The organism is Reichenbachiella sp. 5M10 (genome assembly GCF_002742335.1).
Classification (GTDB): domain Bacteria; phylum Bacteroidota; class Bacteroidia; order Cytophagales; family Cyclobacteriaceae; genus Reichenbachiella.
Genome location: NZ_MDGR01000007.1, coordinates 3,102,516 through 3,128,345, shown reverse-complemented (window position 1 = coordinate 3,128,345; position 25,830 = coordinate 3,102,516). Strand labels below are relative to the sequence as shown.

The 25,830-nt window shown below is 44.0% G+C and carries 26 protein-coding genes and 1 tRNA gene; 17 read left to right on the top strand and 10 right to left on the bottom strand.

Annotation, left to right across the window (positions count from 1 at the left end; genetic code table 11):
- Positions 1 to 40: 40 nt before the first annotated feature.
- From BFP72_RS12590 to BFP72_RS12565, 6 genes are all read right to left on the bottom strand, one after another.
- Complete coding sequence (locus tag BFP72_RS12590; protein ID WP_099599473.1) at positions 41 to 823, bottom strand: SDR family oxidoreductase; 783 nt, start codon at positions 821 to 823, stop codon at positions 41 to 43.
- Between the two features lie 80 nt (positions 824 to 903).
- On the bottom strand, positions 904 to 2,100 hold the full coding sequence (locus BFP72_RS12585) for a hypothetical protein (RefSeq protein WP_099599472.1): 1,197 nt from the start codon (positions 2,098 to 2,100) through the stop codon (positions 904 to 906).
- 4 nt (positions 2,101 to 2,104) lie between these two features.
- On the bottom strand, positions 2,105 to 2,986 hold the full coding sequence (locus tag BFP72_RS12580) for a porin family protein (protein WP_099599471.1): 882 nt from the start codon (positions 2,984 to 2,986) through the stop codon (positions 2,105 to 2,107).
- Positions 2,955 to 4,646 carry a DUF1501 domain-containing protein gene (locus BFP72_RS12575; protein ID WP_099599470.1) on the bottom strand — a complete coding sequence of 564 codons (1,692 nt, stop codon included), beginning with the start codon at positions 4,644 to 4,646 and terminating at the stop codon, positions 2,955 to 2,957. The genes BFP72_RS12580 and BFP72_RS12575 overlap by 32 nt, the downstream gene beginning before the upstream one ends.
- Positions 4,647 to 4,657: 11 nt before the next feature.
- Entirely contained in the window at positions 4,658 to 6,460 is a 1,803-nt protein-coding gene (locus tag BFP72_RS12570; RefSeq protein WP_099599469.1) for a DUF1800 family protein, read from the bottom strand.
- Between the two features lie 185 nt (positions 6,461 to 6,645).
- On the bottom strand, positions 6,646 to 7,518 hold the full coding sequence (locus BFP72_RS12565) for an RNA polymerase sigma factor RpoD/SigA (RefSeq protein ID WP_099599468.1): 873 nt from the start codon (positions 7,516 to 7,518) through the stop codon (positions 6,646 to 6,648).
- 325 nt (positions 7,519 to 7,843) lie between these two features.
- Between BFP72_RS12565 and BFP72_RS12560 the strand changes: the two genes are divergently transcribed.
- Positions 7,844 to 8,299, top strand: a complete 456-nt coding sequence (locus BFP72_RS12560; RefSeq protein WP_099599467.1) for a CBS domain-containing protein — start codon at positions 7,844 to 7,846, stop codon at positions 8,297 to 8,299.
- On the opposite strand, the gene ruvC is transcribed toward BFP72_RS12560, so the two are convergent.
- Positions 8,300 to 8,851 (bottom strand): crossover junction endodeoxyribonuclease RuvC, encoded by a 552-nt coding sequence (gene ruvC, locus BFP72_RS12555; protein WP_099599466.1) that lies wholly within the window; start codon positions 8,849 to 8,851, stop codon positions 8,300 to 8,302.
- 27 nt (positions 8,852 to 8,878) lie between these two features.
- On the opposite strand from ruvC, the gene BFP72_RS12550 reads away from it, so the two are divergent.
- The 14 genes from BFP72_RS12550 to BFP72_RS12485 all read left to right on the top strand — a co-directional run bounded on the left by BFP72_RS12550 (position 8,879) and on the right by BFP72_RS12485 (position 19,910).
- Entirely contained in the window at positions 8,879 to 9,859 is a 981-nt protein-coding gene (locus BFP72_RS12550; RefSeq protein WP_099599465.1) for a lysylphosphatidylglycerol synthase domain-containing protein, read from the top strand.
- A complete protein-coding gene (locus BFP72_RS12545; RefSeq protein WP_099599464.1) occupies positions 9,856 to 10,944 on the top strand; it encodes a glycosyltransferase in 1,089 nt (362 codons plus the stop codon). Before BFP72_RS12550 ends, BFP72_RS12545 begins: the two co-directional genes overlap by 4 nt.
- Before the next feature lie 10 nt (positions 10,945 to 10,954).
- Positions 10,955 to 11,212, top strand: coding sequence for a hypothetical protein (locus BFP72_RS12540; RefSeq protein ID WP_099599463.1), 258 nt, complete (start codon positions 10,955 to 10,957; stop codon positions 11,210 to 11,212).
- Complete coding sequence (locus BFP72_RS12535) at positions 11,209 to 12,432, top strand: PP2C family protein-serine/threonine phosphatase (RefSeq protein ID WP_099599462.1); 1,224 nt, start codon at positions 11,209 to 11,211, stop codon at positions 12,430 to 12,432. Before BFP72_RS12540 ends, BFP72_RS12535 begins: the two co-directional genes overlap by 4 nt.
- Complete coding sequence (locus BFP72_RS12530) at positions 12,429 to 13,067, top strand: polysaccharide deacetylase family protein (protein ID WP_255397210.1); 639 nt, start codon at positions 12,429 to 12,431, stop codon at positions 13,065 to 13,067. Before BFP72_RS12535 ends, BFP72_RS12530 begins: the two co-directional genes overlap by 4 nt.
- Positions 13,064 to 14,149: a glycosyltransferase gene (locus BFP72_RS12525; protein ID WP_099599460.1), complete on the top strand. Its 1,086-nt coding sequence runs from the start codon at positions 13,064 to 13,066 to the stop codon at positions 14,147 to 14,149. The genes BFP72_RS12530 and BFP72_RS12525 overlap by 4 nt, the downstream gene beginning before the upstream one ends.
- A 4-nt stretch (positions 14,150 to 14,153) precedes the next feature.
- On the top strand, positions 14,154 to 14,930 hold the full coding sequence (locus tag BFP72_RS12520; protein WP_099599459.1) for a TatD family hydrolase: 777 nt from the start codon (positions 14,154 to 14,156) through the stop codon (positions 14,928 to 14,930).
- A gap of 59 nt (positions 14,931 to 14,989) precedes the next feature.
- Positions 14,990 to 16,000 (top strand): asparaginase, encoded by a 1,011-nt coding sequence (locus BFP72_RS12515; protein ID WP_099599458.1) that lies wholly within the window; start codon positions 14,990 to 14,992, stop codon positions 15,998 to 16,000.
- An 85-nt stretch (positions 16,001 to 16,085) separates the two neighbouring features.
- Positions 16,086 to 16,173, top strand: a tRNA-Ser gene (locus BFP72_RS12510).
- 77 nt (positions 16,174 to 16,250) lie between these two features.
- On the top strand, positions 16,251 to 17,090 hold the full coding sequence (locus tag BFP72_RS12505; RefSeq protein WP_099599457.1) for a MotA/TolQ/ExbB proton channel family protein: 840 nt from the start codon (positions 16,251 to 16,253) through the stop codon (positions 17,088 to 17,090).
- 26 nt (positions 17,091 to 17,116) lie between these two features.
- Positions 17,117 to 17,440 carry a hypothetical protein gene (locus BFP72_RS12500; protein ID WP_099599456.1) on the top strand — a complete coding sequence of 108 codons (324 nt, stop codon included), beginning with the start codon at positions 17,117 to 17,119 and terminating at the stop codon, positions 17,438 to 17,440.
- A 4-nt stretch (positions 17,441 to 17,444) separates the two neighbouring features.
- On the top strand, positions 17,445 to 18,086 hold the full coding sequence (locus BFP72_RS12495; protein ID WP_099599455.1) for a biopolymer transporter ExbD: 642 nt from the start codon (positions 17,445 to 17,447) through the stop codon (positions 18,084 to 18,086).
- Positions 18,087 to 18,088: 2 nt separating this feature from the next.
- Positions 18,089 to 18,547: a biopolymer transporter ExbD gene (locus BFP72_RS12490; protein ID WP_099599454.1), complete on the top strand. Its 459-nt coding sequence runs from the start codon at positions 18,089 to 18,091 to the stop codon at positions 18,545 to 18,547.
- Between the two features lie 55 nt (positions 18,548 to 18,602).
- Positions 18,603 to 19,910: an MFS transporter gene (locus BFP72_RS12485; protein WP_255397209.1), complete on the top strand. Its 1,308-nt coding sequence runs from the start codon at positions 18,603 to 18,605 to the stop codon at positions 19,908 to 19,910.
- Here the strand turns inward: BFP72_RS12485 and BFP72_RS12480 are convergent.
- Complete coding sequence (locus BFP72_RS12480) at positions 19,907 to 20,680, bottom strand: AMP nucleosidase (protein WP_099599452.1); 774 nt, start codon at positions 20,678 to 20,680, stop codon at positions 19,907 to 19,909. The two genes, BFP72_RS12485 and BFP72_RS12480, sit on opposite strands and share 4 nt — an antisense overlap.
- Positions 20,681 to 20,778: 98 nt before the next feature.
- On the opposite strand from BFP72_RS12480, the gene BFP72_RS12475 reads away from it, so the two are divergent.
- Entirely contained in the window at positions 20,779 to 21,225 is a 447-nt protein-coding gene (locus BFP72_RS12475; protein ID WP_099599451.1) for a type I restriction enzyme HsdR N-terminal domain-containing protein, read from the top strand.
- Here the strand turns inward: BFP72_RS12475 and ald are convergent.
- Positions 21,222 to 22,331, bottom strand: coding sequence for an alanine dehydrogenase (ald, locus tag BFP72_RS12470; protein WP_099599450.1), 1,110 nt, complete (start codon positions 22,329 to 22,331; stop codon positions 21,222 to 21,224). The genes BFP72_RS12475 and ald overlap by 4 nt on opposite strands.
- Positions 22,332 to 22,629: 298 nt before the next feature.
- Between ald and BFP72_RS12465 the strand changes: the two genes are divergently transcribed.
- Complete coding sequence (locus BFP72_RS12465) at positions 22,630 to 25,035, top strand: thiamine pyrophosphate-dependent enzyme (protein ID WP_255397208.1); 2,406 nt, start codon at positions 22,630 to 22,632, stop codon at positions 25,033 to 25,035.
- On the opposite strand, the gene BFP72_RS12460 is transcribed toward BFP72_RS12465, so the two are convergent.
- Positions 25,032 to 25,823 (bottom strand): hypothetical protein, encoded by a 792-nt coding sequence (locus BFP72_RS12460; RefSeq protein ID WP_099599449.1) that lies wholly within the window; start codon positions 25,821 to 25,823, stop codon positions 25,032 to 25,034. The genes BFP72_RS12465 and BFP72_RS12460 overlap by 4 nt on opposite strands.
- Between the last annotated feature and the right edge of the window lie 7 nt (positions 25,824 to 25,830).

The window sequence follows — 25,830 nt, the reverse complement described above, 5'->3', positions numbered from 1 at the left end:
TGGATAGTGGACTAGTGGTGGCTCAAAGCTACAAGAATTTCTATTGCAACCCATGTTGGAATACGTAGCTCGTGGCTTGGAGTAGTTTGCTAGAGTCGATGCGTTTGTAGTCTGTAGGCTTGTCAGTGAATAGGGGGGCTGGTAGATCAAGTTCCCTGCAGGCTTGTGTGTAAAACGTTTCTTTGGTAGGGTGTTGGGGGGAGCAGGCGTTGAAGCGTTCGTTCCAGAGTTGGCAGTCGATGATGCTTTGGATTACACCTATACAGTCGTCGAGGTGGATCATATTGACGGGGTTGTTTTTGCCGTGTACAGTTTTGCCCGAGAGGAATCTTCCCGGATGTCTCCCAGGGCCATATAGCCCCCCGAAACGCAAGATGGTCGTGTTGTTGTTTTGTGCGATGAGGTCTTCGATTTCGAGGAGTTTGACTCCTCCACGACTCCTGCTAGACGAGACTGCATCGGACTCGGAGACGTCTCTGTTTAGGCTAGGGTAGACGGCTGTAGAGCTGGTGTAGATGGTTTTGGTGTGGTTGGGTTGTATTTGAGACACGATGGAGCTTATGAATCTGTGATGGGAGCTTGGGTCTTCGGAGGTGTTGCGGGGAGGGGTATTGAGGATGAGGAGGTCTGTATCAAAGAAATCACCAAGGTTCGCTTCTACACTTTCTCTTGCGAGCAAATAGGGAAGGATTCCTAGGTCGGATAGTACATTCATTTTCGTTGGCGTTGTAGTACTGCCTTTGACCTGATATCCTTTTTTGATAAAATGGCGAGCAAGAGGTAGTCCCAGCCATCCGCACCCCAATATGCTGATGTTTTTCATACTACAAGAATAACAAATCCCCCACGCTTGAACCCCAAAGAGACCAAGTACGGGGGATTAAAATTCGAGGATGTCGCAGACTATTGGATCAAGTCTTCCATTTCTTTCAGAGAGATTTTCTTGAAAAACATACGTGGAAATCTCCCTGATACGAGTGTTGTACCTAAGACAAGCAAGTTGTTTTCTTCGTCTACTTTGATAGAAGACAGTGTGTATGGGTTGATGTTGCCTATCCTAAGGACACCCACAGATTCTGAACTATTCGTGTCGAATACATTGAGGGCAATTTGGCGGGATTGTGTTTCCGCAGCAATAATCGAGTAGGTGATGTCCTCTAGCTCATATGGGATGATGCACGCAGGAGTTCTGGACTTGTACTCGGAAAAGGGAACCTTCATGAAGTCAATACTAGATGTGATTTCCTGCGTGGGAATCGCTTGGTTAGCCTGAATGAAGTTGTCGTTGTACTGGTAACCAAAGATGGAGAAGTTTCCATTGCTTAGCGGCATGAGAGCTGTGAGCCCACCGTTAGTGCCTTGCCCTTGAGATACACCCGTTGGGTCCGAACCGAATGCTGTAAATACAAGGGAAAGAGTATGGTCATAGATGCCGTTGAAATAGTACGTGTTGTCATCTATTTGCCCACAAAAGAAGGGTAGACTGTAGCGTTCTGGGTCAGAGAAATGATTGAAAATAACGGCTGCAATATCCAGGTTGGTCCCAATCGAATAGGCCGCATTTTGGGCCGCAGTACCATCTGGATTGACAAGACTGATGATAGTATTATCTGAACCGTCAAAGCTCAGCAGGATGAGCTGGTCGTTGGAGTTGAGAGAGAGGGCGAGAGGCCATGTCAGTCCATTGGATAGTGGAGTGATGTTGAGTGAGCCTAGACTGTTTTCTATACTCACAAGTTGTGCTCGCTGGTTGTTGTCCATCATGACAAAGTAGTGAGTCGTACCGATGGTGATGAAACCATCTATAGGAGAGTTGTATTCGTCCACATTGAATGATAGCTCGTCCAAAAATGCTCCCGTCTCATCGAGTTCGACTATCTGTACGCCAGAGTAATCGCGAATGTCAGTAGAATTGTTTAAGGATTGACGAGTCAACACCAGAAAGCCCGTTTCGGTTTCGACCAGATCTATTGGGTAATAGCTTTGGTCACTTCTGAAGCTGTCGTAGATTTTGGTGAAGGATGTAGAAGGATCAATGTCGTCGTCTTTGCACCCGGTAAGTATGAGTACTAGACTCAGTATATAGATTAAGTTTTTCATGTGTTTATCGAGAAGAGAAGGTGTTGTCAATGTATCTCAATGGGAATATGACACTCAATGAAGCGTTGATACCGTTGATTTTGGTTTCGTCGTTGATTTCTCCGAGTGTGACCAGTTCATTGTCGTTGTAGCGTTGGTTGGTGTCTGTGATCGAACTGAGCCCATAAGAGTAGGCGACTTCTAGGACAGTACGAATATTACCTACATCCCAACCAAAGCCAATACCCCCTAAAGCACCGTAGTAGTTTTGAAAGTCGTCTTTTGTGTCGATGGATACTGTGCCACCGTCATAGGATTGTGCTGTCCCTGTGATGTAGTCCGTGTGTGTGATTTGTGTCTCTTTTTGTGCACCAATCGCAAATGAATATTGAATCCCAGCCATAATGTAAGGTCTTAGTTTTCCTTGTTTGAGGAGTTCGTAGCGCAGCGAAAGCGGGATTTCGATGAAGCTTGCGATCTGATTGACTTTGTAGGTTGTAAGGAAAGTTTCCTCTGCTGTATCGCCAGTCCATTCTAAGTCACTCTGATAGTCATAGCCTATTTGTTTGAAGACTGGAGTCAAGGCCACAGAAAACCCCTTGTGATAGAAGGATAAATCTAGTCCGATCATCACGCCTGGTTGACTGAGGCTTTCATAGGTTTTTTCCAACAGATCTGCGTCGTAGTTGATGGGTACGATTGAGGAGTAGCGTGATTGAGGGTTGGGTTGGGTATAGTTCATGCCTGCTTTGAGACCAAGCCACCATTGGGTTTTGAGGAAGTTTTGGTATTCAGATCCAGGGAGTCTTGGCTTCATATTTCTCTGCGCGATCAGTGATTGACAGGAGAGTAGTAGTACGGTGATGAGACTGATTTTACTTGCGAACAAGAAGGCGTTTCGTATCATTGAGTTTTGGTGATTTGGCTTTGATAAAATAGAATCCAGGTAGCATGTCTTTCAATTGGAAAGATACAGTGTGTTTGCCTGGCGCAATATCGCGTCGGGTAGCACTCACTACACGACCTGTCGAGTCGATGAGTTCAAAAGTGACTACTTGATGATCATTGACCATGACACTTGCTTGCACGTAGTTGGTGGCAGGGTTTGGATAGATGGACTCGATTTGGAATTTACTTTTGACATAACTGTCGGTGCTGGTGATTACCTCTTTGATCAAGTCAAGCGGTTCGTAGTTGCCGCCAGCATGACTTGGGCCACTGATGAAATCACCATAGAAAATATCGTTTTGAATGACTGACTGGTCTACTCCCATCCATTCATGGAGTAAGTTGGCGTACAACTGACGGTAATCGAATTGCATGTCAACGTTGTTTTTACTCAGGTCGGGGTTGGTTCCGTAGATGCCTGCATTGACTCCTGCACCAAACATCATGACAGGGCCTCCAGTGCCATGGTCTGTGCCATAAGACCCATTGGATGCAATGCGTCGGCCAAACTCCGACATGGTTACAGTCAGTACTCGCTCGGACAAGCCGCGGCTTCTCAAGTCGGCATCAAAAGCACTCATGGCCGAACTGATGTGATAGAGCAAGGCGGAGTGCAGCCCAAGTGTCGGGTCGTAGGAGGTTGTTTGTTCGGCATGTGTGTCGAATCCACCGATTTTGACCAGGAATACTTTGGTTTTGATGCCGCCGCTGAGCAACCGTGCGATGAGTCTAAGTTGATCACTTAGTCTGTTTTTTGAATCACCAAAGGGGTATTTTTCGGGGTAGCTGACTGAGCTTTCTTTGGTTGGTTGGTAGATTTCTGCGAGACGTTTGATGTAGGTCTCCGATTTGTCTTCTAGGCTGAGCAACCAGTCCATCTCTTTGCCGTAGCGACTCGGGTTCAAAAATTCTGGTGGGGTTCCTCTCGGGTCCAGCCCCTCATCGGTGTACCCTTCTAGGTTTTCGACTAGATCGGCGAATCCCTGTGGATTGCCTGGTAAGGAAATCGAGGTAGGGATGTTTCCCTCCTGATGAAAGAGTAGGGAGACGTCATTGCCAATTTCAAGAGCCAAAGGATCGGGCATTTCTCCATTTGGAAATTCTTCTGGGTACGAGGCGGGTGCATATTCATGGTTGAGATAGCGTCCGATCCACCCTGAGGAGAAATAATCGTCAGAGCCTCCTCCCATGAGTTGAATGTCACGACCTCTGAAGTGTGACCCATTGTTGTTTTCATAAGAAACTCCTTGAAAAACGGCTGCTTTTCCTTTGTCATAGAGGTCCTTGAAGTGTTCCATGTCAGGGTGTAGCCCTACTTGATCTGCAGATGGTACTGTACTGTCCAGTGGAATGAGAGTTCGATTGCCAGATTTGTAAGGAATGGCGATGTTGGGACGGCGGCTGTAATATTGGCTGTAATTCTCGATGGGGATGACTGTATTTAGACCGTCATTTCCACCGTGCATTTGTAACATGATGAGCACATTGTCATTGGAACTTTGAGCAGCGAGTTTTTGAAATCGCTGCTGTCCTGCTAGAACTTGAATCGGAATGCCTTGAAAGGCAATCGGTGCCCCTGCTGCAAACCCTAAATTCTTTAAAAACTTTCTTCTTTTCATTGTTTTGGGGTTTACATCAGTTGATATTCTGGTGTTTGAAGTATGGCATTCAATAGGTTGCCCAATTGGTTGTCAATTTTTTCAAGGTCACTGGCATTGTCCCAGTTGGTCGTCCACGCTGCTTCTGGGTCTGCATCCATAGACCCCACGAGTGCATCGAGGAAATACGCCATCCTTTCGGCGGTCATCTCGCTCTCTCCTGAGCCGTCAAAAGTGATGTATGCACTCATCGGTAAGAAATACTCAATCAATGCAACGATCAGGTCTTTGGCTATCCGAGCCGTATCATTAGAGATGTTGTCTTGGATGAATGTGATTGGTTTGATGTCTCCAATGTCTTGTAGGTCACCTGGTACGACTCTGTTGCGAATAAAGTTGTATCGGTTGGTTAGGTAGTTTGGACTGATCCAGGATCGGTTGTACAGAGGAAACTGATGATAGGCAGAGTAGCCCGCTACCTCAAATGGCTCGTAATAGTCCATTCCTTGTCCAGACATCTCGCTCAATAGCGAAAATGTCAGCTCATAAAAGCTGTCTGTTTCAGTCTGGGAGTTTGGGACGTTGATGCCAAAGTTTTTGGTAAATCCCAGTGTAACGTCCAGAGGTGATTTGATGATGCTGCCATACATGTCATCGGAGATATCTGTTGCCCCATCGTAGAACTCTTGACTGGTGAACAATTTCTCTAACACTGGGATGAGTTTGTAGTCGCTAGCAATGAACTCGTCAGCCATGGCTTGGATCATATCTGCTTGTACCTCTGGAGTCACCTCGTGATAGACATAAAATCGGTAGAGTCTGCGGCAGATGTTGCGTGGAGTTTCATCTTGGCTGTAGATGAGATCTATCAACTGACTGATTTCGTCGAGTACACTTTCTTCGGTGGGGCTGCTGCCAGTGAGCAAATCTGGGTCTGCCTGCACCGTGGCATTGTTCATGCGAGCGCTGAATGTCTTGATGCTTTGATCATGTTGGGTGGCGATATTGCTTCCTCGAATCACACCACGGGGAAGCCCAGTTTCTATATCGATATTTGTGAATGGAGCACTGTCTTCCTTGGTGTCTGTGTCAAATCCAGAGAGTACTTTAGCTGCAGCCTGTACATCCTCTTCTGTATAGTAGATGTAGTCCCCTTGTGTGTCGGTTTCTGGAATGTTGCCTTCTAGTCCTCTCCCGATTGTGTATAGTTCTAGTAGCTCTCTTGCATAGTTTTCATTTGGGCGGCCTTTTACGTTTAGATTGCCGTCTAGGAATTTCAGCATCGCATTGTCCACACTCATTTTTTTTGTGAGGTGCTTGAAATTGACAGGATAGACAGTAGGTGGGAGGATCTCAGTAGAGTCTGGGTCAGGGTTTGGAGTAGGGACTTCTATGTCGTTGGTGTCAAATGCATAATGCCTGAATAATGCGTTTTGGTAATATATCGATCGAGTGTTATTGACTTTTTCTCGTTTCGTAGTGAAGAGTGTATGCATAAAAAACACGATGCGTTCCCGAAAAGAGTATGATAGCTTTTGCGCATCGTCTACATCACTGGCGAGCATTTGTCCAATCATCCAAGCATTGAGTAGAGTGGATAGGTTGTCTCCATTATTGTCTGTCGGGCCTGTTGTGATCCATTCTGTTCCAGTTTTTGGGTCAATAGGAGGAAGGGGCGTAGGTAAGTCTTCTTGAACCAGTCGTTGGAATGCTTCGGTAGCCGTCAGTCCTGAGAATTCATCAATTTGTGCTATGCTAGCACCTGTACAGGCTCTTCTTAGCAAGTGCGCTGCTCTTTTTTTTCCCAGTGTACCAGTGAGGACTGTTAATGGCATAATGCTTCGTTTGTGGTGATCGTGCAATAATAACAACTTAGGGGATGTATTGTTATATTATTTCTTGTAATAATTACATGTAAGTGTAGGCGTTTTTGCTTGAACTGAAGGTACGAAAAAAAAAAGGACATAAAAAAACCTCAGCCACGACTGAGGTTTTGATTTTTTTGAATGTGTACGATCGATCAAGTCGCACAAAATTCTTTCAATCTTTGATTTTTGTTTGGTTCTCTTAGTTTTTGAAGAGCCTTTTCTCTGATTTGTCTGACTCGTTCTCTAGTCAACCCCATGATGTCACCGATTTCTTCGAGTGTAAATGGATTGTCAGATCCAATGCCGAAGCTCATTTTGACTACTTCTCTTTCTCTAGCTGTCAGAGTAGATAGTGCACGTATTGTTTCTACTTTCAACGAATCGTTGAATACCATTTGACCATCTGTAGGTCCAGTGGTTTTGTTTTCAAGTACATCGAGCAACGATCCAGATTCGTCTTCTCCGAAAGGAGCATCCATAGACATTTGCTTCACTTCAGCGCCAAGTGTGTTTCTAACTTCACTAGGCTTCATTTCCAAAATGTCTGCTAACTCTTCTTCGGTAGGTTCTCTCTCGTATTTTTGTTCGAGTTCTGCGTAGGCTCTTCTGATTTGATTGATCGCTCCAGATTTGTTCATGGGTAGTCTGACGATTCTTGATTGCTCAGCTAGGGCTTGCATGATCGACTGACGAATCCACCATACGGCGTATGAAATGAACTTAAAACCTTTGGTTTCGTCAAATTTCTTGGCAGCCTTGATGAGTCCAAGGTTTCCTTCGTTGATCAAGTCATTGAGTGGCAAGCTTCTGTTTTGGTACTGCTTGGCGACAGATACTACAAACCTCAAGTTAGCTTTTACCAATTTTTCTAACGCTAGATCATCTCCCTGTTTGATACGTTGTGCTAACTCTACTTCCTCATCAGGAGTAATCATTGGCACACTACTAACCTCCGTAAAGTACTTTTCGAGTGTGTGACTCTCACGTCTGTTAGTGATGGATTGTGTGATCTTAAGCTGTCTCATATGATTTGTTTTTCCTTTTTAATTGGAGCCCGTATTTAATACCAATTCACCAAAATGGGAATAAGAGCCCGCAAATTTACTCTTTTATACGATTTGAATCAAACCGAAGCTGAGATTTATCTTTGTTTTCCTTAAGTAGTCTCTTGTTTTGTTGTATCTGAGACATTGTATCAGGCTTCGGTTTGGTTCAAGCTTCTTAAAGTACGAAAGTTTTTTTTAGAATCCTACGGTTGGCAGGTTTTTGGTCTTATGTCTTGATTTTCAAGTCTAAATGAGTTAATATCATAGGTACTTTCAATAAGTATAACCACTAAATCCTATAACTATGGTAATGAATTACAAAGGGGCAACAGTAGAACCTGTCAATGGAGTCAAGTATGAAACGATCGCAGACTACATGGCGAAAGATCTCATTACATTTTCTCCAGAGATGGAAATCGCTGAAGCGATCGATATCATGTTGAAAAAGCGTATTTCGGGCGGTCCTGTGCTCAATGAAAAACGAGAGCTCGTCGGTATGCTATCCGAGAAGGACTGTCTCAAAGTACTTGTGCAATCCTCATATCACAACATCCCTAGTGGCAAAGGAAAAGTGGAGAATTATATGTCTGAGAATGTCAAAACATTAGAAATGGATATGGATGTAGTCTCTTGCGCCAATGAATTTTTGACAACCTATTTTAGACGCTTTCCAGTCACTCATAATGGTATCTTGAAAGGGCAAATTTCTCGTAGAGACATCATGCGTGCTGCCCAAAAAATAAAATCCACAACGTGGTAGTTATTTGACTCGGTTTGGGTTGTCCGACAAAAATGCTTTCCAGCTTTTGCTGCTGGATTGCACTTTGCCTCCTTGATAGTGATGTGTCAGTGCTACGCCGAGAGCATCCGTCGCATCCAGTAGTTTAGGGTCTACTTCAAATTTGAGTATGGATTTGAGCATAGCAGCGACCTGTTCTTTGGAGGCATTTCCGTTACCCGTGACAGATTGCTTTATTTTCTTGGGGGCATACTCAGTGATGGGGATGTTTCTATTGAGTGCAGCGGCCATAGCTACACCTTGAGCTCGCCCGAGCTTGAGCATGGATTGCACATTTTTCCCATAAAAGGGTGCTTCTAAAGCCACATGATCTGGACTAAACTCCTCTATGATCGAGGAGACTCGTTCATAGATTTTCTTAAGTTTCAGCTCGTGAGTTTTGTATTTGGTGAGGTGGATGACACCAAACTGGAGGATTTTGAGTTTAGGGCCTATGACCAATAGTACACCGTACCCCATGACTGTGGTGCCTGGGTCAATGCCTAATATGATTTTTTCCTTATATTTCTCCATGGATGTGAATAGCATTGCAAGATAGAAATGATCCTGCGATTTGAGGCAGATGTGTTTTACTTTATGGACTTAATCAATTCAGAACGGATAGAGAATAAACCTAGACAGATACTCCGATCACTGTGGGGCTGGGGAGTGCCAAGCTTGGTATTGATAGTTTTGGTGTATCAACTCTACGGTCATGCCGATCTATCAGTGACGGTATGGACAAGTATGCAGAGCAAGTGGTTAGGACTTGCCTTGTTGCTTCTACCCCTCAATATATATATGGAATCCTACAAGTGGCAGTATATCATGCGGAGATATGCATCACGTAGCATTTGGGAGGTATGCAAACTCATCTTGTCTGGACGAAGTCTCAATGTGTTTACCCCTTTTGGGGTTGGAGATGCATTTGCAAGATTGGCAGATGTGGATCTCAAAGTACGAGACAGGGCTATTGCAGCTTTGCTCGGAGCTCGCATTACTCAGATGGTCCCTACTTTGATGTTGGGTAGTGTGTCGGTTCTTTGGATGTTTGCAGCGGGCTTGGATTTATCTTCTTTGCTACACTATATCTATGTGTTGGGGGGAGTTGTTGCCGTTTTATCGGTATTGTTTTGGTTTTGTGCTACGCATATTCATCGAGTGAGACAGCAGTATAGACTGTCTTTTTCTTCATTGTCGAGTCGACAATGGGGTGTTATGCTTTTACTTTCGTTGGGCCGCTATATGGTTTTCACTCTTCAGTTTTGTTTGGTGTTTTATGCCGTGGGATTGCGTCTTCCTTTGTATCAATTGATACTTGGGGTGTTTTGGATATTTTTCTTTAAAACGGTCGTGCCCAACCTAACCATACTTGGGGATTTGATGAAAAGAGAGCTGTCTGCCGTGCTGTTCTTTTCGTTGCTGACAGATGAGTGGGTTGCTGTGTCTTTAGCCAGTGCTTGGGTGTGGGTGATCAATATTGTACTGCCTGCTGTAGGAGGAGTGTTTTTTGTGTCCAAAACTGCTGATCGACTGGTATGATCGTATGGCTTTGCATAGTGGTATTGGTTTATGTTTTCGGGATAGGTGTGTTTTATTGGGGATTACTTTGCGTCAAAGAGCCAGGCGAGGTGAATCATACAGTGAAAGTGAGTGTATTGGTGCCGGTAAGAAATGAGGCTCAGGTTGTGGTACAAACTGTAGAGGCTATCTTGTCCAATGATTACTCGGACTTTGAGGTTTTATTGATTGATGACCATTCGACCGATGACACCTTGGATAGAGTAGCGTCGATTGCTGATGACAGGTTGCGGATACTTCAGCTACAAGGGGGGCATGAGGGGAAAAAGGCGGCCATTACTGAGGGTGTAGCTCGAGCTCGTGGGGAATGGATTGTCTGTACGGATGGTGATACACAGGTTTCTAAGGGGTGGATTTCAGCACACCTGATAGCGAAAGGTACTCGTGCTGCTTTGGTATTTGGTCCAGTTCGTTACTTTGAAGAAAATAAGTTTTCATCGTGGCTCAATCTCGAGTTGTCTGCTCTGGTAGGAGTGGGAGCAGCGACTTCAGCATTGGGAAAGCCAAGTATGATCAATGGCTGCAATTATTCGTTTGCCAAGGAAATCTTTGAACAGGTAGAAGGGTTCGCTGGTAATATGGAGGTTGCTTCTGGAGATGACGAATTTCTGTTGCGCAAAGTCAGTACTCGGTATCCAGGTCAGGTTGTCTTTGTGACGGATGAGAAGGCAATCGTGGTGACAGAGGCTCCTCAGAGTTGGGAGGCGTTTTATCATCAGCGCAAACGTTGGGCGTCCAAATGGAAGCATCATCGAGACCCAATATCTTTGGTCTTGCCGATCGTGGTGTTTGTGTTGTATATAGGGTGGGTAGTTGGGAGTATTTTCTTGATTCCCGATCATTTGTATTGGGTGATAGGGGTGTGGGGAGTAAAATGCTTGGCAGATGCGTTGTTTTTGTTTCGATGTGTTGCCCTGACGAGAAGTGGATTTTCAGTGATACCCTTTTTTTTGCTCCAAATTATTTACCCATTTTATGTGGTATTCTTTGGTATAGCCTCTAATTTTGGGCAGTTTCGATGGAGAAACCGAACGTATAACATCTAACATTTTTGCAATGAGTGACTATGAATATGATGTTCTGGATGAATTGTATTTTTTAATTTCATTTCAAGAACTCAAAAGCAATGTAGGGATGGAGGATGAAGAAATCAGACCTGTCTTGACTAAACTACATCAGAAAGGGTGGATCAAATGTTTTGAAGCGCCAGATGAGGAAGTCAAAGAGGAGGAAGTAGATTTGGAAATCGATTTTCGTAAGTATAGCTACCTTGCAACCAAAGCAGGTCTCAAAGCACACACGGGTACTGCATGAGTCAGGACAATCAAATAGCTGCTAATTTGAAGGAGTTGGAGTTGAATTCGCTGTTGGAAGTGACTGAAGCGATCAACAACAATTTGCCCGAATCATCATTGTACAAGATTTATCATTTTACTCTTTTGGCTAATTTGAAGGTGAAGAAACTGGCGCTATTTGTCATGGAGGAGTCTTGGGAGAGTAAGGTCTCATTTGGGGTCAAGCCTGAAGTATGTGAACAGATGGAGTTGAGCGCATTTGAGTCACTCAAGCAAACCTCTGCTATCGATCGCAATAGTGAAGTGAGTGAGGATTTTGAGTATGTGATCCCCGTCTTGCATAAGAATCGCCTTTTGGCCCTGGTGTTCATTGCCGATGTTTCCAGTTCTAATCACGGAGGGTCGAGTAAATCACCGACGACATTTCTAGAAGCGATTACCAATATCCTGATTGTAGCGATAGAGAATAAAAAGTTGGCTAGAAAACAGCTCGAACAAGAAGCTCTCACACGGGAACTAGAGATTGCTAAGCAGGTTCAGCTCAACTTGTTCCCTAAGTCGCTACCCAACACGGAGTTGCTTGAAGTTGCGGCAGTCTACCAACCACACCACAACGTAGGAGGGGACTACTACGACTATGTGTCGATCAACCCTCACGAGTTTATGGTCTGCATAGCGGATGTGTCTGGCAAGGGAGTGCCAGCGGCATTGATGATGTCCAATTTTCAAGCTTCTTTGCGTACATTGGTACGTCAGACTACCGATCTGGATAGGATAGTTCAAGAACTCAACTACCAATTGGTTCATTCTGGCAATTCGGATATATTCATTACGTTCTTTGTGGCCTTTTATAACCGAAAGAGTGGTGTGTTGAACTATGCCAATTGTGGTCACAATCCTCCGATTTTGGTTGATGATGAAGGGAGATTGAGCTTGTTGGAGAAGGGGACTACCGTTTTGGGGATGTTTGATCCTTTGCCGTTTATTGAGACAGCGCAAGTTCAAATATTGAGCGACTTTCAACTGTTTGCATATACTGATGGGTTGACTGAGGCTGAAAATTTAGCAGAAGAGGAGTTTGGAGAGACTCGTGTTCAAGAGAGAGTTGGGGCACACGGCAAGGGATCTGCGGCCTCCCTCAATCGTCAAATGCTAGCCAGTGTGGAGCAATTTCGGGAAGGTAAGCCTTATAGAGATGATATCACATTGCTGTCCGTTTATCTAAAGCACGATCGTTGAGCGCGTTTTATTTCAAGAAAGTCCCCAAATTTATTCAGTGCCTATTTTCTTCGGCGCTTTGGAGTGAAATTCCTACACAAAAGACTCTTTATTTGACATTTGATGATGGGCCACATGAAGAAAGCACCTTGCGTTTGCTGGCTCTATTGGATCGATTTGATGTCAAGGCTACTTTTTTTTGCCAAGGAAAACAGCTTCATCGAATGTCGGAGTTGGCGGCTGAAATCGTTTCGAATGGCCATCGTTTGGCTAACCACGGTTATACACATCAGTCTTCTCGTCAGATTCCTAATGATAGGTGGTTGGCTGAATTGGAAGAGACAGAGAAGTGGATCGACAAATTAACAAGGAGTGCTCAATTGTACCGTCCACCCTATGGGCGTTTGACTTGGTGTCAATATGCGCTGTTGCGTAAAAGAGAAACCAAATTAGTGATGTGGTCTCTGATGCCCGGTGATTTTGATATGCAGCAGAGTGACCGAGAGTGTTTGGAGGTATTGCTGTCTCAAACGACTGCAGGAGATGTAATTGTTTTGCATGACCATGCCAAAACAATTCAGAGACTGGAGTTTATTCTGCCTGCATATTTTATGTTTTGTCAATCCAAGGGGTATAGATTTGAATTGCTATCATGATATTTCTATATATAGGGTGTGGCTTGATTGTAGGTGTAGGTGTGATGGTGCTGTTGTTGGTCAGCCTGTCAGGACTAGAGGAGGAGAAGGCTGCAGAAGAAGTGGGTGAGTTGCCATTTGTTTCTGTTTTGGTTTCTATGCGAAATGAGTCGGCAAATGTTGCGCGTCTGTGTCGTGCGCTGTTGTCCTTGGATTACCCCGTGACAAAGCTGGAGATACTCATTGGTGATGACGATTCTGTGGACGATACACTTGCACTGTTGCAAGAGTATGCTTCAGGTCAGTTGCGCGTGATCCATTTTGATGGACATTCAACTGGACTATATGGTAAACATAGGGTGTTGAAACAATTGCTACAGCAATCGATAGGGGAGTTGGTGCTATTTACGGATGCTGACATGTTGGTTCACCCTGGCTGGGTACGATCGATGTTGATTCCTAGGCAGTCTATCCCCGTACTGAAAGTGGGGATGACCTTAGTTGACGGGAAGACGAGGTGGAGCCAATGGCAAAATATAGATTGGGTGTTGAATCAATTTTTGCTGCATGAGTTGGCGCAGAGAGGAGTGTATGTGACCGCTTGGGGCAACAACATGGCTATTCGGAGAGAAGACTTAGATCGGGTGTGCTACATGGATATGGAGGAGAGTGTAGTGGAAGATGTGGCTTTGCTGCAGGGAGTGATGCGTGCGGGAGGACGGCTAGAGATTAGTGTAGCAGCGGGGAGTATTTTGCAGACCCAGGCAGAGCCGACCTGGAGTAGGTTGCTTGCTCAGCGTGTTCGTTGGGCTAGCGGCATCAGAGGAGTGGCTGTTTGGGTCAAGGTTCTTTTGGGGTTGAAGTTACTTTTTGTGCCTGCCGTACTGGTGTTGTTGATTTGGTCTCCTTGGATGTTTCTGTTGTTTGGTGTACGACCTCTATTGAGTGCATTGCTTCTGTCTCGGTTTCGCCGAGAGTCAGGGAGAACGTTTTCATGGGGGTGGATATGTTTGTACGAATGGTATGAATTGGCACTATATTTTTCTTCTTTTGTGGCTTACCTGCTGCCTGTACGTTATCGATGGAAGGGGAGAGAATATTGAAGATATGATAGAAACACATGCACATATATATTCGGACAAGTTTGCCGAGGACATAGAAGAGGTGATAGATCGAGCCAAAGTGGACGGAGTAGAGAGAATCTATATGCCTAATATAGATAGTGAATCGATCGACGCAATGTTGGAGATGGAATACCGCTATCCGGGATATTGTATTCCGATGATGGGATTGCACCCCTGTTCGGTAGGCAAGGACTTTGAGAAGGAATTGTATATCGTTGAAGATTGGTTGTCAAAGCGGTCATTTGCGGCCGTAGGTGAGATGGGGACAGATTTGTATTGGGATAAATCAATGTTCGAAGAGCAAAAGGAAGCGTTTCGAATACAGTGTAGTCTGGCTCTAAAGCATCAATTACCAATTGTGATTCATTGTCGTGAGTCAATGGACGAAACGATCGAGTTACTCGAAGGGTATCAAGAGTCTGGTTTGTTTGGGGTTGTACATTGTTTTTCGGGGACAATAGCGCAAGCGCGTCGCATAGTTGAGTTGGGATTCAAACTTGGGCTGGGCGGTGTGGCAACATTTAAGAATGGAGGATTAGAACCAGTCATGCAAGGTGTCGATTTGCAGCACTTTGTCCTCGAAACAGATAGTCCCTATCTCGCTCCTGCACCGCATCGCGGCAAACGCAATGAACCGGCCTTCATCAAACAAGTCGCACTGAAGATTGCTGACGAAAGAAAAATTGATATTAGTGAAGTAGTTGAGGTGACTAGTACTACGGCTATGCTTATCTTTGAGAACAACAACAATCCAAATTGAATACAAGTTATAAAGTCGTAAATATTGCCACCACGTCTGAGGCACCCAAATCTTCTGTCATGTTGATATATACAGGAGGGACCTTTGGTATGGTGTATGACGAAGATGGGTCTTTGGCCCCCTTTAATTTTTCGTTGGTCATCGAGAAGATTCCTGAGTTGCAAAGCTTGGACTTGAAGCTTACGGTGATTTCATTTCCAGACCCTGTTGATTCGTCCAATGTGGATATAGAACATTGGCAAGCAATGGCCTACATCATCAAAGATCATTACGAGCAATATGACGCTTTCGTGATTTTGCATGGGACCGACACGATGGCCTACACCGCGTCGGCACTGAGTTTTATGTTTAGAGGGATCAACAAGCCCATTATTTTGACAGGAGCACAGATACCGATAGGAGCGACACGCTCTGATGCTCGTGAAAACCTCATAACGGCTTTGGAAATCGCTTCGACCAAAAACGGTAAAGTACCCATGCTCAATGAGATCGCGGTGTACTTTAATTACTATTTGCTTAAAGGAAATCGCTCCCAGAAGATTCGAAGTAGCAACTTTGCAGCTTTTGAGTCGGAGAATTTCCCCTATCTGGCAGAATCGGGAGTGAAGATCGTTTTTAACGAGTCTTTTATGAATACACACGACCCCCAACAGAAGCTTGAATTCTATCCAAAGATGGACCCAAATGTGGTCGTTTTGAAGATATTTCCAGGGATCACCGAAGAAGTTGTAAAAAGTATTTTGAATATAAAAGGACTCAAGGGAGTAGTGATCGAGTCCTATGGCTCTGGCAATATCATGAGTTGGAGATGGATGGAGGAATTGTTGCGTGACGCAGTCTCAAGGGGTATTTTTTTGTACAATGTCTCCCAGTGTATGGGGGGGAGTGTCGTACAAGGGCGCTACGAAACGAGCAAGATGCTCTCCGATATCGGAGTAATAAGTGGACATGATATTACTACCGAGGCGGCGTTAGCCAAATTAATGCATTTACTAGGTACGGAGCGGAATGTTGATATCATAAAACAGAAGCTAAATGTATCGATAAGAGGGGAGTTAACAGTAGTTTAGTGAGCGAACCAAAATTGTATGCAGTTATTTGCATATAGCGTATTTTTATAATTTATTTGTCGCTTTGAGAAAGCTAAACAGTATTGGAGAGGTGGCCGAGCGGCTTAAGGTGCTCGCTTGGAAAGCGAGTGTGCCCCACAAGGGTACCGGGGGTTCGAATCCCTTCCTCTCCGCGCTATTTTAGCATTGAGAAAGCAATAATTAGAGAACTTTTAAAACCTTTATTTGAAGATTTATTAAAATTTTGACTATGAAAAGAGTAGTAATTTTATTGATGATGACGGGTGTATTCACTTTGGGACACCTTCAGTCAATGGCACAAAACGAAGTAGTAGCATCTGACTCTACAGAGATGGCGGATGGTGATAGTACTGCCGTAGTAGAAGAAGTGGCTGTTGAAGAAGAGCCTGTAGAAGAAGTAGCCGTAGTAGAAGAAGTGTACGTAGAGGATGAGCCTGGTTTCCATCAAATCGTGAAAGAGCAATTTATTGCTGGTGGATGGGAATTTATGGGTATCGTATTGTTGTGTTTGATCCTCGGATTGGCAGTGGCAATCGAAAGAATTATTACTCTGAACTTAGCAACTACTAACACAAAGAAATTGTTGTCTCAAGTAGAGGACGCATTGTCTGCAGGTGGAGTAGAAGCAGCGAAGGACGTTTGTAGAAATACACAAGGACCTGTAGCATCTATTTTTGTACAAGGCTTGATGAGAATGTCAGAAGGTATCGAAATGGTAGAGAAATCAATCATTTCTTACGGTTCTGTAGAGATGGGTAAACTAGAAAAAGGTATGACTTGGATTTCCTTGTTTATCTCTTTGGCTCCTATGCTCGGTTTCATGGGTACTGTAATCGGTATGATTGGGGCATTTGATGCGATCGCAGAGGCGGGTGATGTATCTCCAGCGTTGGTTGCAGGTGGTATCAAAGTGGCACTTTTGACTACAGTTGGTGGTTTGATCGTTGCGGTTATCCTACAGTTGTTCTACAACTACCTTGTATCTAAAATTGATTCTTTAGTAAACTCTATGGAGGACGCTTCTATTTCTTTAATAGATATCTTGGTTAAGCATTCTGCTTCTAAATAAGATTTTCACATTAAACGAAAAAGAAGATGGACTTAATAGATGTAGCACTATACGTTTCTTATACATTAACAATATTGGCAGGCTTAGCAGCTATCGTCTTCCCAATCATCAATTCTGTAAGTGATCCTAAATCAATGGTGAAAGCAGGAGCGGGGTTATTAGCTCTTGTAGTAATCTTCTTGATATCATGGGCAATTTCAGGCAATGAGGTGAGAGCTTCTTACGAGGAGTTCGAAATCGGCGCTACTTTGTCTAAATTTATTGGGGGACTGCTGACGATGACTTATGCATTGACTGTCATTGCACTCGGTGGAATTGTATACACTGAAGTATCTAAAGCAATAAAATAAGACTATGGCGAAAGGGAAAAATAGACCGGCCGCTGAGGTGAACTCGGGATCTATGGCAGACATTGCCTTTCTCTTGTTGATTTTCTTCTTGGTGACTACCACGATAGCAAACGACAAGGGTATAGCGATGCTTTTGCCACCGAAACCAGATCCAAATGAGCCGCCTCCGGAGGTGACTAAAAACGATAGAAATATCTTTAAAATTCAGGCTAATTCCTTGGATAAGCTCCTTGTAGAGGACGAACCATTGACTGATGTGACTGAATTGAGAGGTATGATTAAGGATTTTATTCTGAATTTCAGAAAGCCTTCATTGGAGGGCAAAGAGTTGTATAACTCTTTGCCAGCGACGTTGAGAAGTCATGTGCAGTCAAACGGAAAACGAGATAATTCTTCGGACGAACCAGGTGAAGCCGTGGTGTCGTTCAAAGCAGATCGTGGAACGAGTTACGAACTGTACATTGCTGTACTTGATGAAATCAATGCTGCTTACAATGAAATTTATGGACAGAGAGTAGGTTTGACTGCCGAGGAGTTCTTGCAGTTGGATAAAAAAGATCCTGAGCAGAAGGAGTTGTATCAAAGAGCCCGTCAAGGGATTCCGAGAGCGATTTCAATTGCTGAACCAAATAAAATTGGAGGTTGATTATGGCAAAGTTTAAGAAGAGTTCTAATACGAGTCAAGAGATACCTACAGCGGCACTGCCGGATATTATCTTTATGTTGTTGTTTTTCTTTATGGTGACAACTGTATTGAGAGAGACATCTATCATGGTAGCGCAGACATTGCCTAAATCGACGCAGTTGAGTAAGCTGGAGAGAAAGTCATTGGTAAGTTATATATACATAGGAAAGCCAACGAAAGTGGAGCTATACGGCGAGCAGCCAAAGATCCAGGTCAATGATGTATTTATAGAGCCAGAAGACGTGGTAAGGTTTGTCAATCAGGAGAAGGATAAACTGTCTGAGGTAGAGAGAGATCAGATTACTATTTCAATGAAGGTGGATGTAGAGGCCAAAATGGGAATCGTAACTGACGTACAACAGGAATTAAGAGAAGCAAACGCGAGAAAAGTTCTGTACAGTTCTTTGAAGCGATTGGATTGATATTAAATCTCATATAAAGTTTAAGGCCTCCTCATTTGAGGGGGCCTTTTTTATAATGAAAAACTTACAAAGAATAAAGCGAGCTTGGTGCATGTATGATTGGGCCAATTCGACCTACCTTCTGGTTATTACTTCGACGATTTTTCCGATTTACTTCAATGGGGTTACGCGTAGTTTTTTTGGAGGAGAAACCGTGTTGTTTTTTGGTAGTGAAATGACCAATACAGTATTGTATTCTTATTCGGTCTCAGCTGCGTTTTTGATAGTTGCTTTGATTTCGCCTTTTTTGTCAGGTGTGGCTGATTCTGGAGGGATGCGATTGTTTTTTCTCAAGTGTTTTACATTCTTGGGGTCAGCAGCTACTTTTTCGTTGTTCTGGTTTCGCGGGAATAATGTCGAGTATGGGATCATTATGTCCGTATTGGCAGGTATAGGGTATTCGGGTAGTTTGGTATTCTATAATGCCTTTTTGCCTGAGATCACGAGTAAGGATCAATATGACCAACTCAGTGCTAAGGGGTATGCGTATGGGTATGTAGGCAGTGTGATTCTGCTACTCATTAGTTTTTTGATCATTGAGTTTTATGAAGGTTTTGGTTTTGAAGAGAAATCAGCGGCCGTGCGCCTGTCTTTTTTGATGGTAGGAGTTTGGTGGTTTTCGTTTGCTCAGTACAGCTTCTACCACTTGCCAAAAGATCGCCCAGTGTCAATAAATGGTACGGGCTGGTTGAGGCGTGGCAATATTGAGGTTGTAAAGGTTTTTCGTTGGGTAAGGGGAGTTTCTGTTATGAAAATGTACTTGTTTGCTTTCTTTTTTTACAGTACGGGAGTTCAGGCAGTTATGCATTTGGCGGCCTCTTTTGGAGAGAAAGAGTTGGGGCTTGAGGCAGGTAAACTTATCATTACAATTACCATCATACAGTTGGTTGCCATCGTTGGAGCATTTTTGTTTGCTGCTATTTCCAAACGCTACAACAATGGAATATCCATACTCATGATGTTGGTTATATGGGTTGGGGTCTGCTTGTTTGCTTATCAAATGCAGGAAGCCAAGGAGTTTTATGCTTTGGCGGTAGTGGTAGGGTTAGTGATGGGAGGGATTCAAAGTATGTCTCGATCTACTTTTAGTAAGTTGATCCCAGAGAACTCCATTGACAATACGTCTTTCTTTAGCTTTTATGATGTAGTGGAGAAGCTCTCCATTGTGTTTGGGACCTTCTCCTTTGGGTTTATTGAATCTATGACTGGCTCAATGCGAGACAGTACCTTGGTGTTGGCCTGTTATTTTGTAATAGGCATTCTATTGCTTTGGTTTTCGGGAATGCTGCGAAACCAGATCTACCATAGGCATGCCCAAGATTAATCAAAGCGCATGTGTTTGACTGAATCTCCAGAGTTTGCCAGTTCCAAGAGCGAGTCTATACCGATTTGAAGATGTCTTTCTACAAATGAACCAGTGACTTTTTTGTCGGAAGATTCGGTTTTGACTCCTTCTGGTGTCATCGGGTTGTCTGAGACCAACAACAAGGCACCACGAGGGATTTCATTGATGAAGCCCACAGTGAAGATGGTGGCTGTTTCCATGTCTATGCCCATCGCACGGATTTGCCTCAAGTATTTTTTAAACTTTCTGTCATGCTCCCATACTCGACGGTTGGTGGTGTATACAGTGCCTGTCCAGTAGTCTAGCTCATGCTTTTTGATCATAGAGGATACGGCCCGTTGCAAGCGGAATGAGGGTAGTGCGGGAATCTCAATGGGCATGTAGTCATTAGAGGTTCCTTCGCCTCGAATAGCAGCGATAGGGAGTATAAGGTCTCCGAGTTGGGTTTTCTTTTTGAGTCCCCCACATTTTCCGAGGAATAGGACTGCTTTAGGTTTGATCGCAGACAGTAAGTCCATGATCGTAGCTGCCACTGCACTACCCATGCCAAAGTTAATAATGGTAATGCCTTCGGCGGTGGCTGTTTGCATGGCGCGACCTTCTCCTGTGATCTCAGCGCCGTATTTGTCTGCGAATAGTTCGACGTAATTGATAAAGTTCGTTAGTAGGATGTAATCGGCAAATTCATCCAGCTCAAGACCAGTGTATCGTGGGAGCCAATTTTCGGTGATTTCTTGTTTTGTTTTCATTTGAAGGTTCTTATTGCGTCTGTAATTGATAAAAGTTGTAACATTGAATTTGAATTGTGCCACTATGTAGTAGGTACTGGATTGGATAGCAATTGCTGATGGAGAAACTCAACTTACCGTCTTTCGATTTTAATATACGAGAATCTTCGGAGGGAAGAGAAATATGGGATGAATTTCGTAAAAAATATATTCAACTCACCCCTGAAGAGTGGGTACGGCAGAATTTCTTGCGTTTCTTGGTTGAGGAGTTGTCATATCCTAAATCGCTCCTTAAAGTCGAGGCAAGTCTAAAATACAATCGAATGAGTAAGCGTCCGGATATTATTGCTTATAATGGCGAAGGCAATGCTGAAATGCTTGTTGAATGTAAGGCATCCTATGTGAAGATTACTGAAGAAACGTTCAAACAAGCCTCGGTGTACAATACGGTAGTCAAGGCAAGATATCTTGTAGTGACCAATGGAATGCAGCATTTTTGCTGTGAACAAAATTTTGAAACAGGGATCTCTTCCTTTTTGAAACAGATCCCTGAGTATCCGGGTTAGAGGTGGTTTTCTACGTTAATATAGGGTAGATCAAATGCTTCCGCTACGGCTTTGTATACCACTTCACCTCTAATGATATTGAGACCGGGCTTGAGCTCGGCATTTTCTTTGCAGGCTGCTTTCCATCCTTTGTTGGCCAGTTGGATCGCATACGGCAAGGTCGCATTGGTCAGCGCGAGGGTAGAAGTGTATGGTACAGCACCTGGCATGTTGGCGACACTGTAGTGTACCACATCATCAATGATGAAGATGGGGTCTTGGTGCGTCGTGGGTTTGGTCGTCTCCATACAGCCTCCTTGATCTATAGCTACATCGACCAATACCGTACCTGCTCTCATGTCTTTGAGCATGTCTTTGGTGATCAGTTTTGGAGCTTTGGCACCAGGGACAAGCACTGCGCCGATGATGAGATCATGATCTTTGATGAGTTCACGAATATTGTATTCGCTAGACATCAGCGTTTTGACATTGGCAGGCATTACATCGTCTAGGTATCTAAGTCTCTCGAGACTGAGATCTAGGATTGTAACATCTGCACCAAGCCCTGCGGCCATTTTGGCGGCCTCTGTGCCTACCACACCACCTCCTAAAATCATGACTTTGGCTGGGCGGACGCCTGGTACTCCTCCTAGTAGTATGCCTCGGCCTTTGAGTGGCTTTTCTAAAAACTTGGCTCCTTGTTGGATAGACATCCTACCAGCTACTTCTGACATGGGTACGAGTAGAGGAAGGGTCCTGTTCTTTTCTACCGTCTCATAGGCCAAGCAAATAGATTTGCTTTTGATCATCGCATTGGTCAAGGGTTCATGTGATGCAAAGTGGAAGTATGTGAACAATAGTTGATCTTCACGAATCAATTGGTACTCGGCCTCTATAGGCTCCTTTACCTTGATGATCATCTCAGCTGTTTCGTAGACTGCTTCGATAGTAGGGAGGATTTGTGCTCCTACTTGTGTGTATTCTTCATCTGCAAAACCACTGCCGTCTCCTGCAGTTGCTTGAATGAATACTTGGTGTCCATGCTTGAGAAGCTCCTTGGCTCCTGAAGGCGTAAGTGCGACACGATTCTCATTGTTTTTGATTTCTTTGGGTACCCCGATTATCATTTTCGTGATTGTTTAATGCTAATGATACAATTTTTGGTCTTTTTATTGCTTGAGTAATTCAGAATTTTATTTCAACCTTTATAAAAATAGTCTCGTTTACAGGTTTTATTTTTTAATGTGATTGATCAAAAATAATGAATAGGGTAATTATGCAAAATTATATTCTGTTTTGCTTGTTTTGTTGTTGATAAATATAATATTATTTTGTTTCAAATTAAAATCAATTTGAAAGCTGACCTTGATTTTGTAATTTTGCATTCCTTAGTCAAAACCGTTTACTTGGATCAAACCCTTGAAAGTGAAAGTAGCTGAAAAAACCACACGCCTCATTCCTACCAAACAGGAGATTTTAGAAGATTATAGACTGGCTTCAGAGAGTCGGGAGATTAGTTATATCGGCCGAAAGGAAGTGTTCATGGGGAAGGCCAAGTTTGGTATTTTCGGGGATGGAAAGGAGTTGGCACAGATCGCGATGGCCAAGGTGTTTCGCGATGGTGATTTTCGCTCGGGTTACTATAGGGACCAGACTTTTATGATGGCGATCGGTCAGTTGACTTCTCAGCAATTCTTTGCACAGCTTTACGCTCATACGGATGTAGATGCCGAGCCCGCTTCCGCTGGACGTATGATGAACGGACACTTTGGTACGCGGACGATATTGCCAGATGGCGAATGGAAGGACTTGACTAAAATGAAGAACTCAGGTTCGGATGTGTCTTGTACCGCAGCACAGGTTCCACGCCTGTTGGGTTTTGCGTATGCTTCTAAATTGTATCGTGAAAATCCAGCTTTGCACAAAAGTGAGAAATTTTCAATCAATGGGAATGAAGTGGCATACGGTACGATTGGTAATGCGTCGACTTCCGAGGGACACTTTTTCGAAACCATGAATGGTGCAGGAGTACTACAAGTGCCATTGGTAATGGCTGTGTGGGACGATGAGTACGGCATCTCTGTACCCAATAAGTACCAAACCACGAAAAGCAGTATTTCTAAGGCAATGGCTGGTTTTCAACGGGATGCCAAAGATAAGGGGATTGAAATCATGACCGTCAACGGTTGGGATTACATGGCTCTGAGAGAGACTTTTGAGAAGGCTGAGCAAATTGCCCGAAATGAACATGTACCTGTTTTGGTACATGTAGTGGAGATTACTCAGCCACAGGGGCATTCGACTTCTGGATCACATGAGCGATACAAGTCCAAAGAGCGTTTGGATTGGGAGCATGCCTATGACTGCAACAAGAAGATGCGAGAGTGGATCTTAGCGGAGAATGTAGCGACAGATCAGGAGCTTGATGCCATAGAGGATGAATGCCGAGAGATAGCCAAAAATGCAAGAAACAATGCCTGGAATGAATACAGAGAGTCTCTACAAAAGGATATTGATACGGCAGTCAGTGTGATCGAATCGATCGCACAACGTAGCAGAGCCAAGAATAAATTACTGTCTATCGCTAAGGGACTCAAGGAAGGGCTCAATGTCAATAAGTTGGACGTCACTAGATCATCTAAAAAAGCCCTTCGACTCGTCAGGGAGGAGCCTTCTAAAAGTAGAGATATGTTGATCTTTTGGCTCAAAGAGATAGAAAAGAAGCGACACGAAGAGTACAGTTCTGAGCTGTACAGTGAGACAAAATATTCGGCGCTAAGGGTGGAGCCAATAGCACCTGTGTATAGCGAGAAATCCAAAGTAGTAGACGGTCGTGAGGTAATGCAGGCGTGTTTTGACGAAGCGCTCACCAATGACCCAAGAGTGTTTGCTATTGGGGAAGATGTTGGTAAGATAGGTGATGTGAACCAAGGTTTTGCAGGTCTACAAGACAAGCATGGAGAGATTCGTGTCACAGATACTGGGATACGAGAGACATCTATTATTGGACAGGGGATCGGTGCAGCACTGAGAGGTTTGAGGCCGATTGTCGAGATTCAGTATTTGGATTATTTGTTGTACACTATACAGACTTTATCCGATGATTTGGCCTCACTGAGTTACCGTACCAAAGGAGGACAACGGGCACCTTTGATCATTCGGACAAGAGGGCATCGTCTTGAGGGGATATGGCATTCAGGATCTCCAATGGGGATGATTATCAATGCTATTCGAGGGGTGTACGTCTTGGTGCCTCGAAACATGACACAAGCGGCTGGGATGTACAATACTATGTTGCGCTCCGATGATGCTGCGTTGATCATCGAGAGTCTCAATGGCTATCGACTCAAAGAGAGACTGCCTGACAATGTTGGCCGATATTGTGTGGCTATTGGTCAACCCGAACGCTTGCGTGAAGGTAGAGATATAACGGTCGTGACCTATGGGTCAATGTGCCGTATAGTGCTAGAGGCTGCCAGTCAACTGGCAGAGTACGGGGTAGAACTCGAAGTGATCGATGCACAGACTTTGTTGCCGTTTGATGTCAATCATATGATCGTAGAGTCGGTCAAGAAGACCAACCGCCTGATCGTGGCAGATGAAGATGTGCCTGGTGGTGCCTCGGCGTATATATTGCAGAAAGTATTGGAAGAGCAAAAAGCATATCAATACCTCGACAATCAACCGGGAACAATTACAGCCAAAGAGCATAGACCAGCCTACGGGTCTGATGGGGATTATTTTTCGAAACCCAATGCGGAGGAAATATTTGATAGGGCTTATGAAATCATGAACGAGGTAGACCCAGTCAATTATCCTGCGATTTATTAATCTCCCCCTTGGAGAAGTTCATCTAGTGTAAATATGGGCGTTTCGGCTATGTTGCTAGGATTGAGAGCTCTGTCGTAGATGTAGAATTGAAGTTTCATGGGGTAGTTTCTGAAAACAACACGAAACGATGCTGATTGAATTTTGTACTTGATAGTGCCTTGGAGTGAAGTGCCGATATTGTCTTTGTCTAATATAGGGAATCGCCCATCAAACGAAAGCCCACACTCGAAGGCATTGGCATCTTTGTAGTTGTACTCCTCAAACCCATTGCCACGGTCTCTAAAGAATTTGACGTATATATTGTTTCGAAAGTCGTTTTTGACAATGTACAGGGTGTCCAACTCATCAATCTCATAGTCTTCACAACTAAAGCTAGGGCGATCATCTGTGTCCGAATGAAAGACGTAGCTGCCCCCAAATTCAGTCAATGCAATTTTGTAAAAAGGAGGGTAGACATTGGGGTCATTGTACTCTACAAAGCGAAAGTCGCGCATTACCTCGTTTTGGATGATGGCAGAGTCTACGATGTAGAAGAGGTCATTGTAGGGGTAGTAGATCTCTTCGGAGCTCAGCCCAAGGTCTCCATCCCCATCTTCAAAATTGAAGGATAGCGTCAAGGTGTCTGTCGCTACGTCCGTTTCGTAGTATGTGATATCCTCAAAAGAGATATTGGGCGTGTCAGGGAAGGGGTCAGGTTCGGTACAGGAGTCAAGGCACAATGAAAGTATACAGATGACACATAGCCACCCTGTTTGTTTAATCTTTCCGCTGTAACTCCCTATGATCATTATTCTT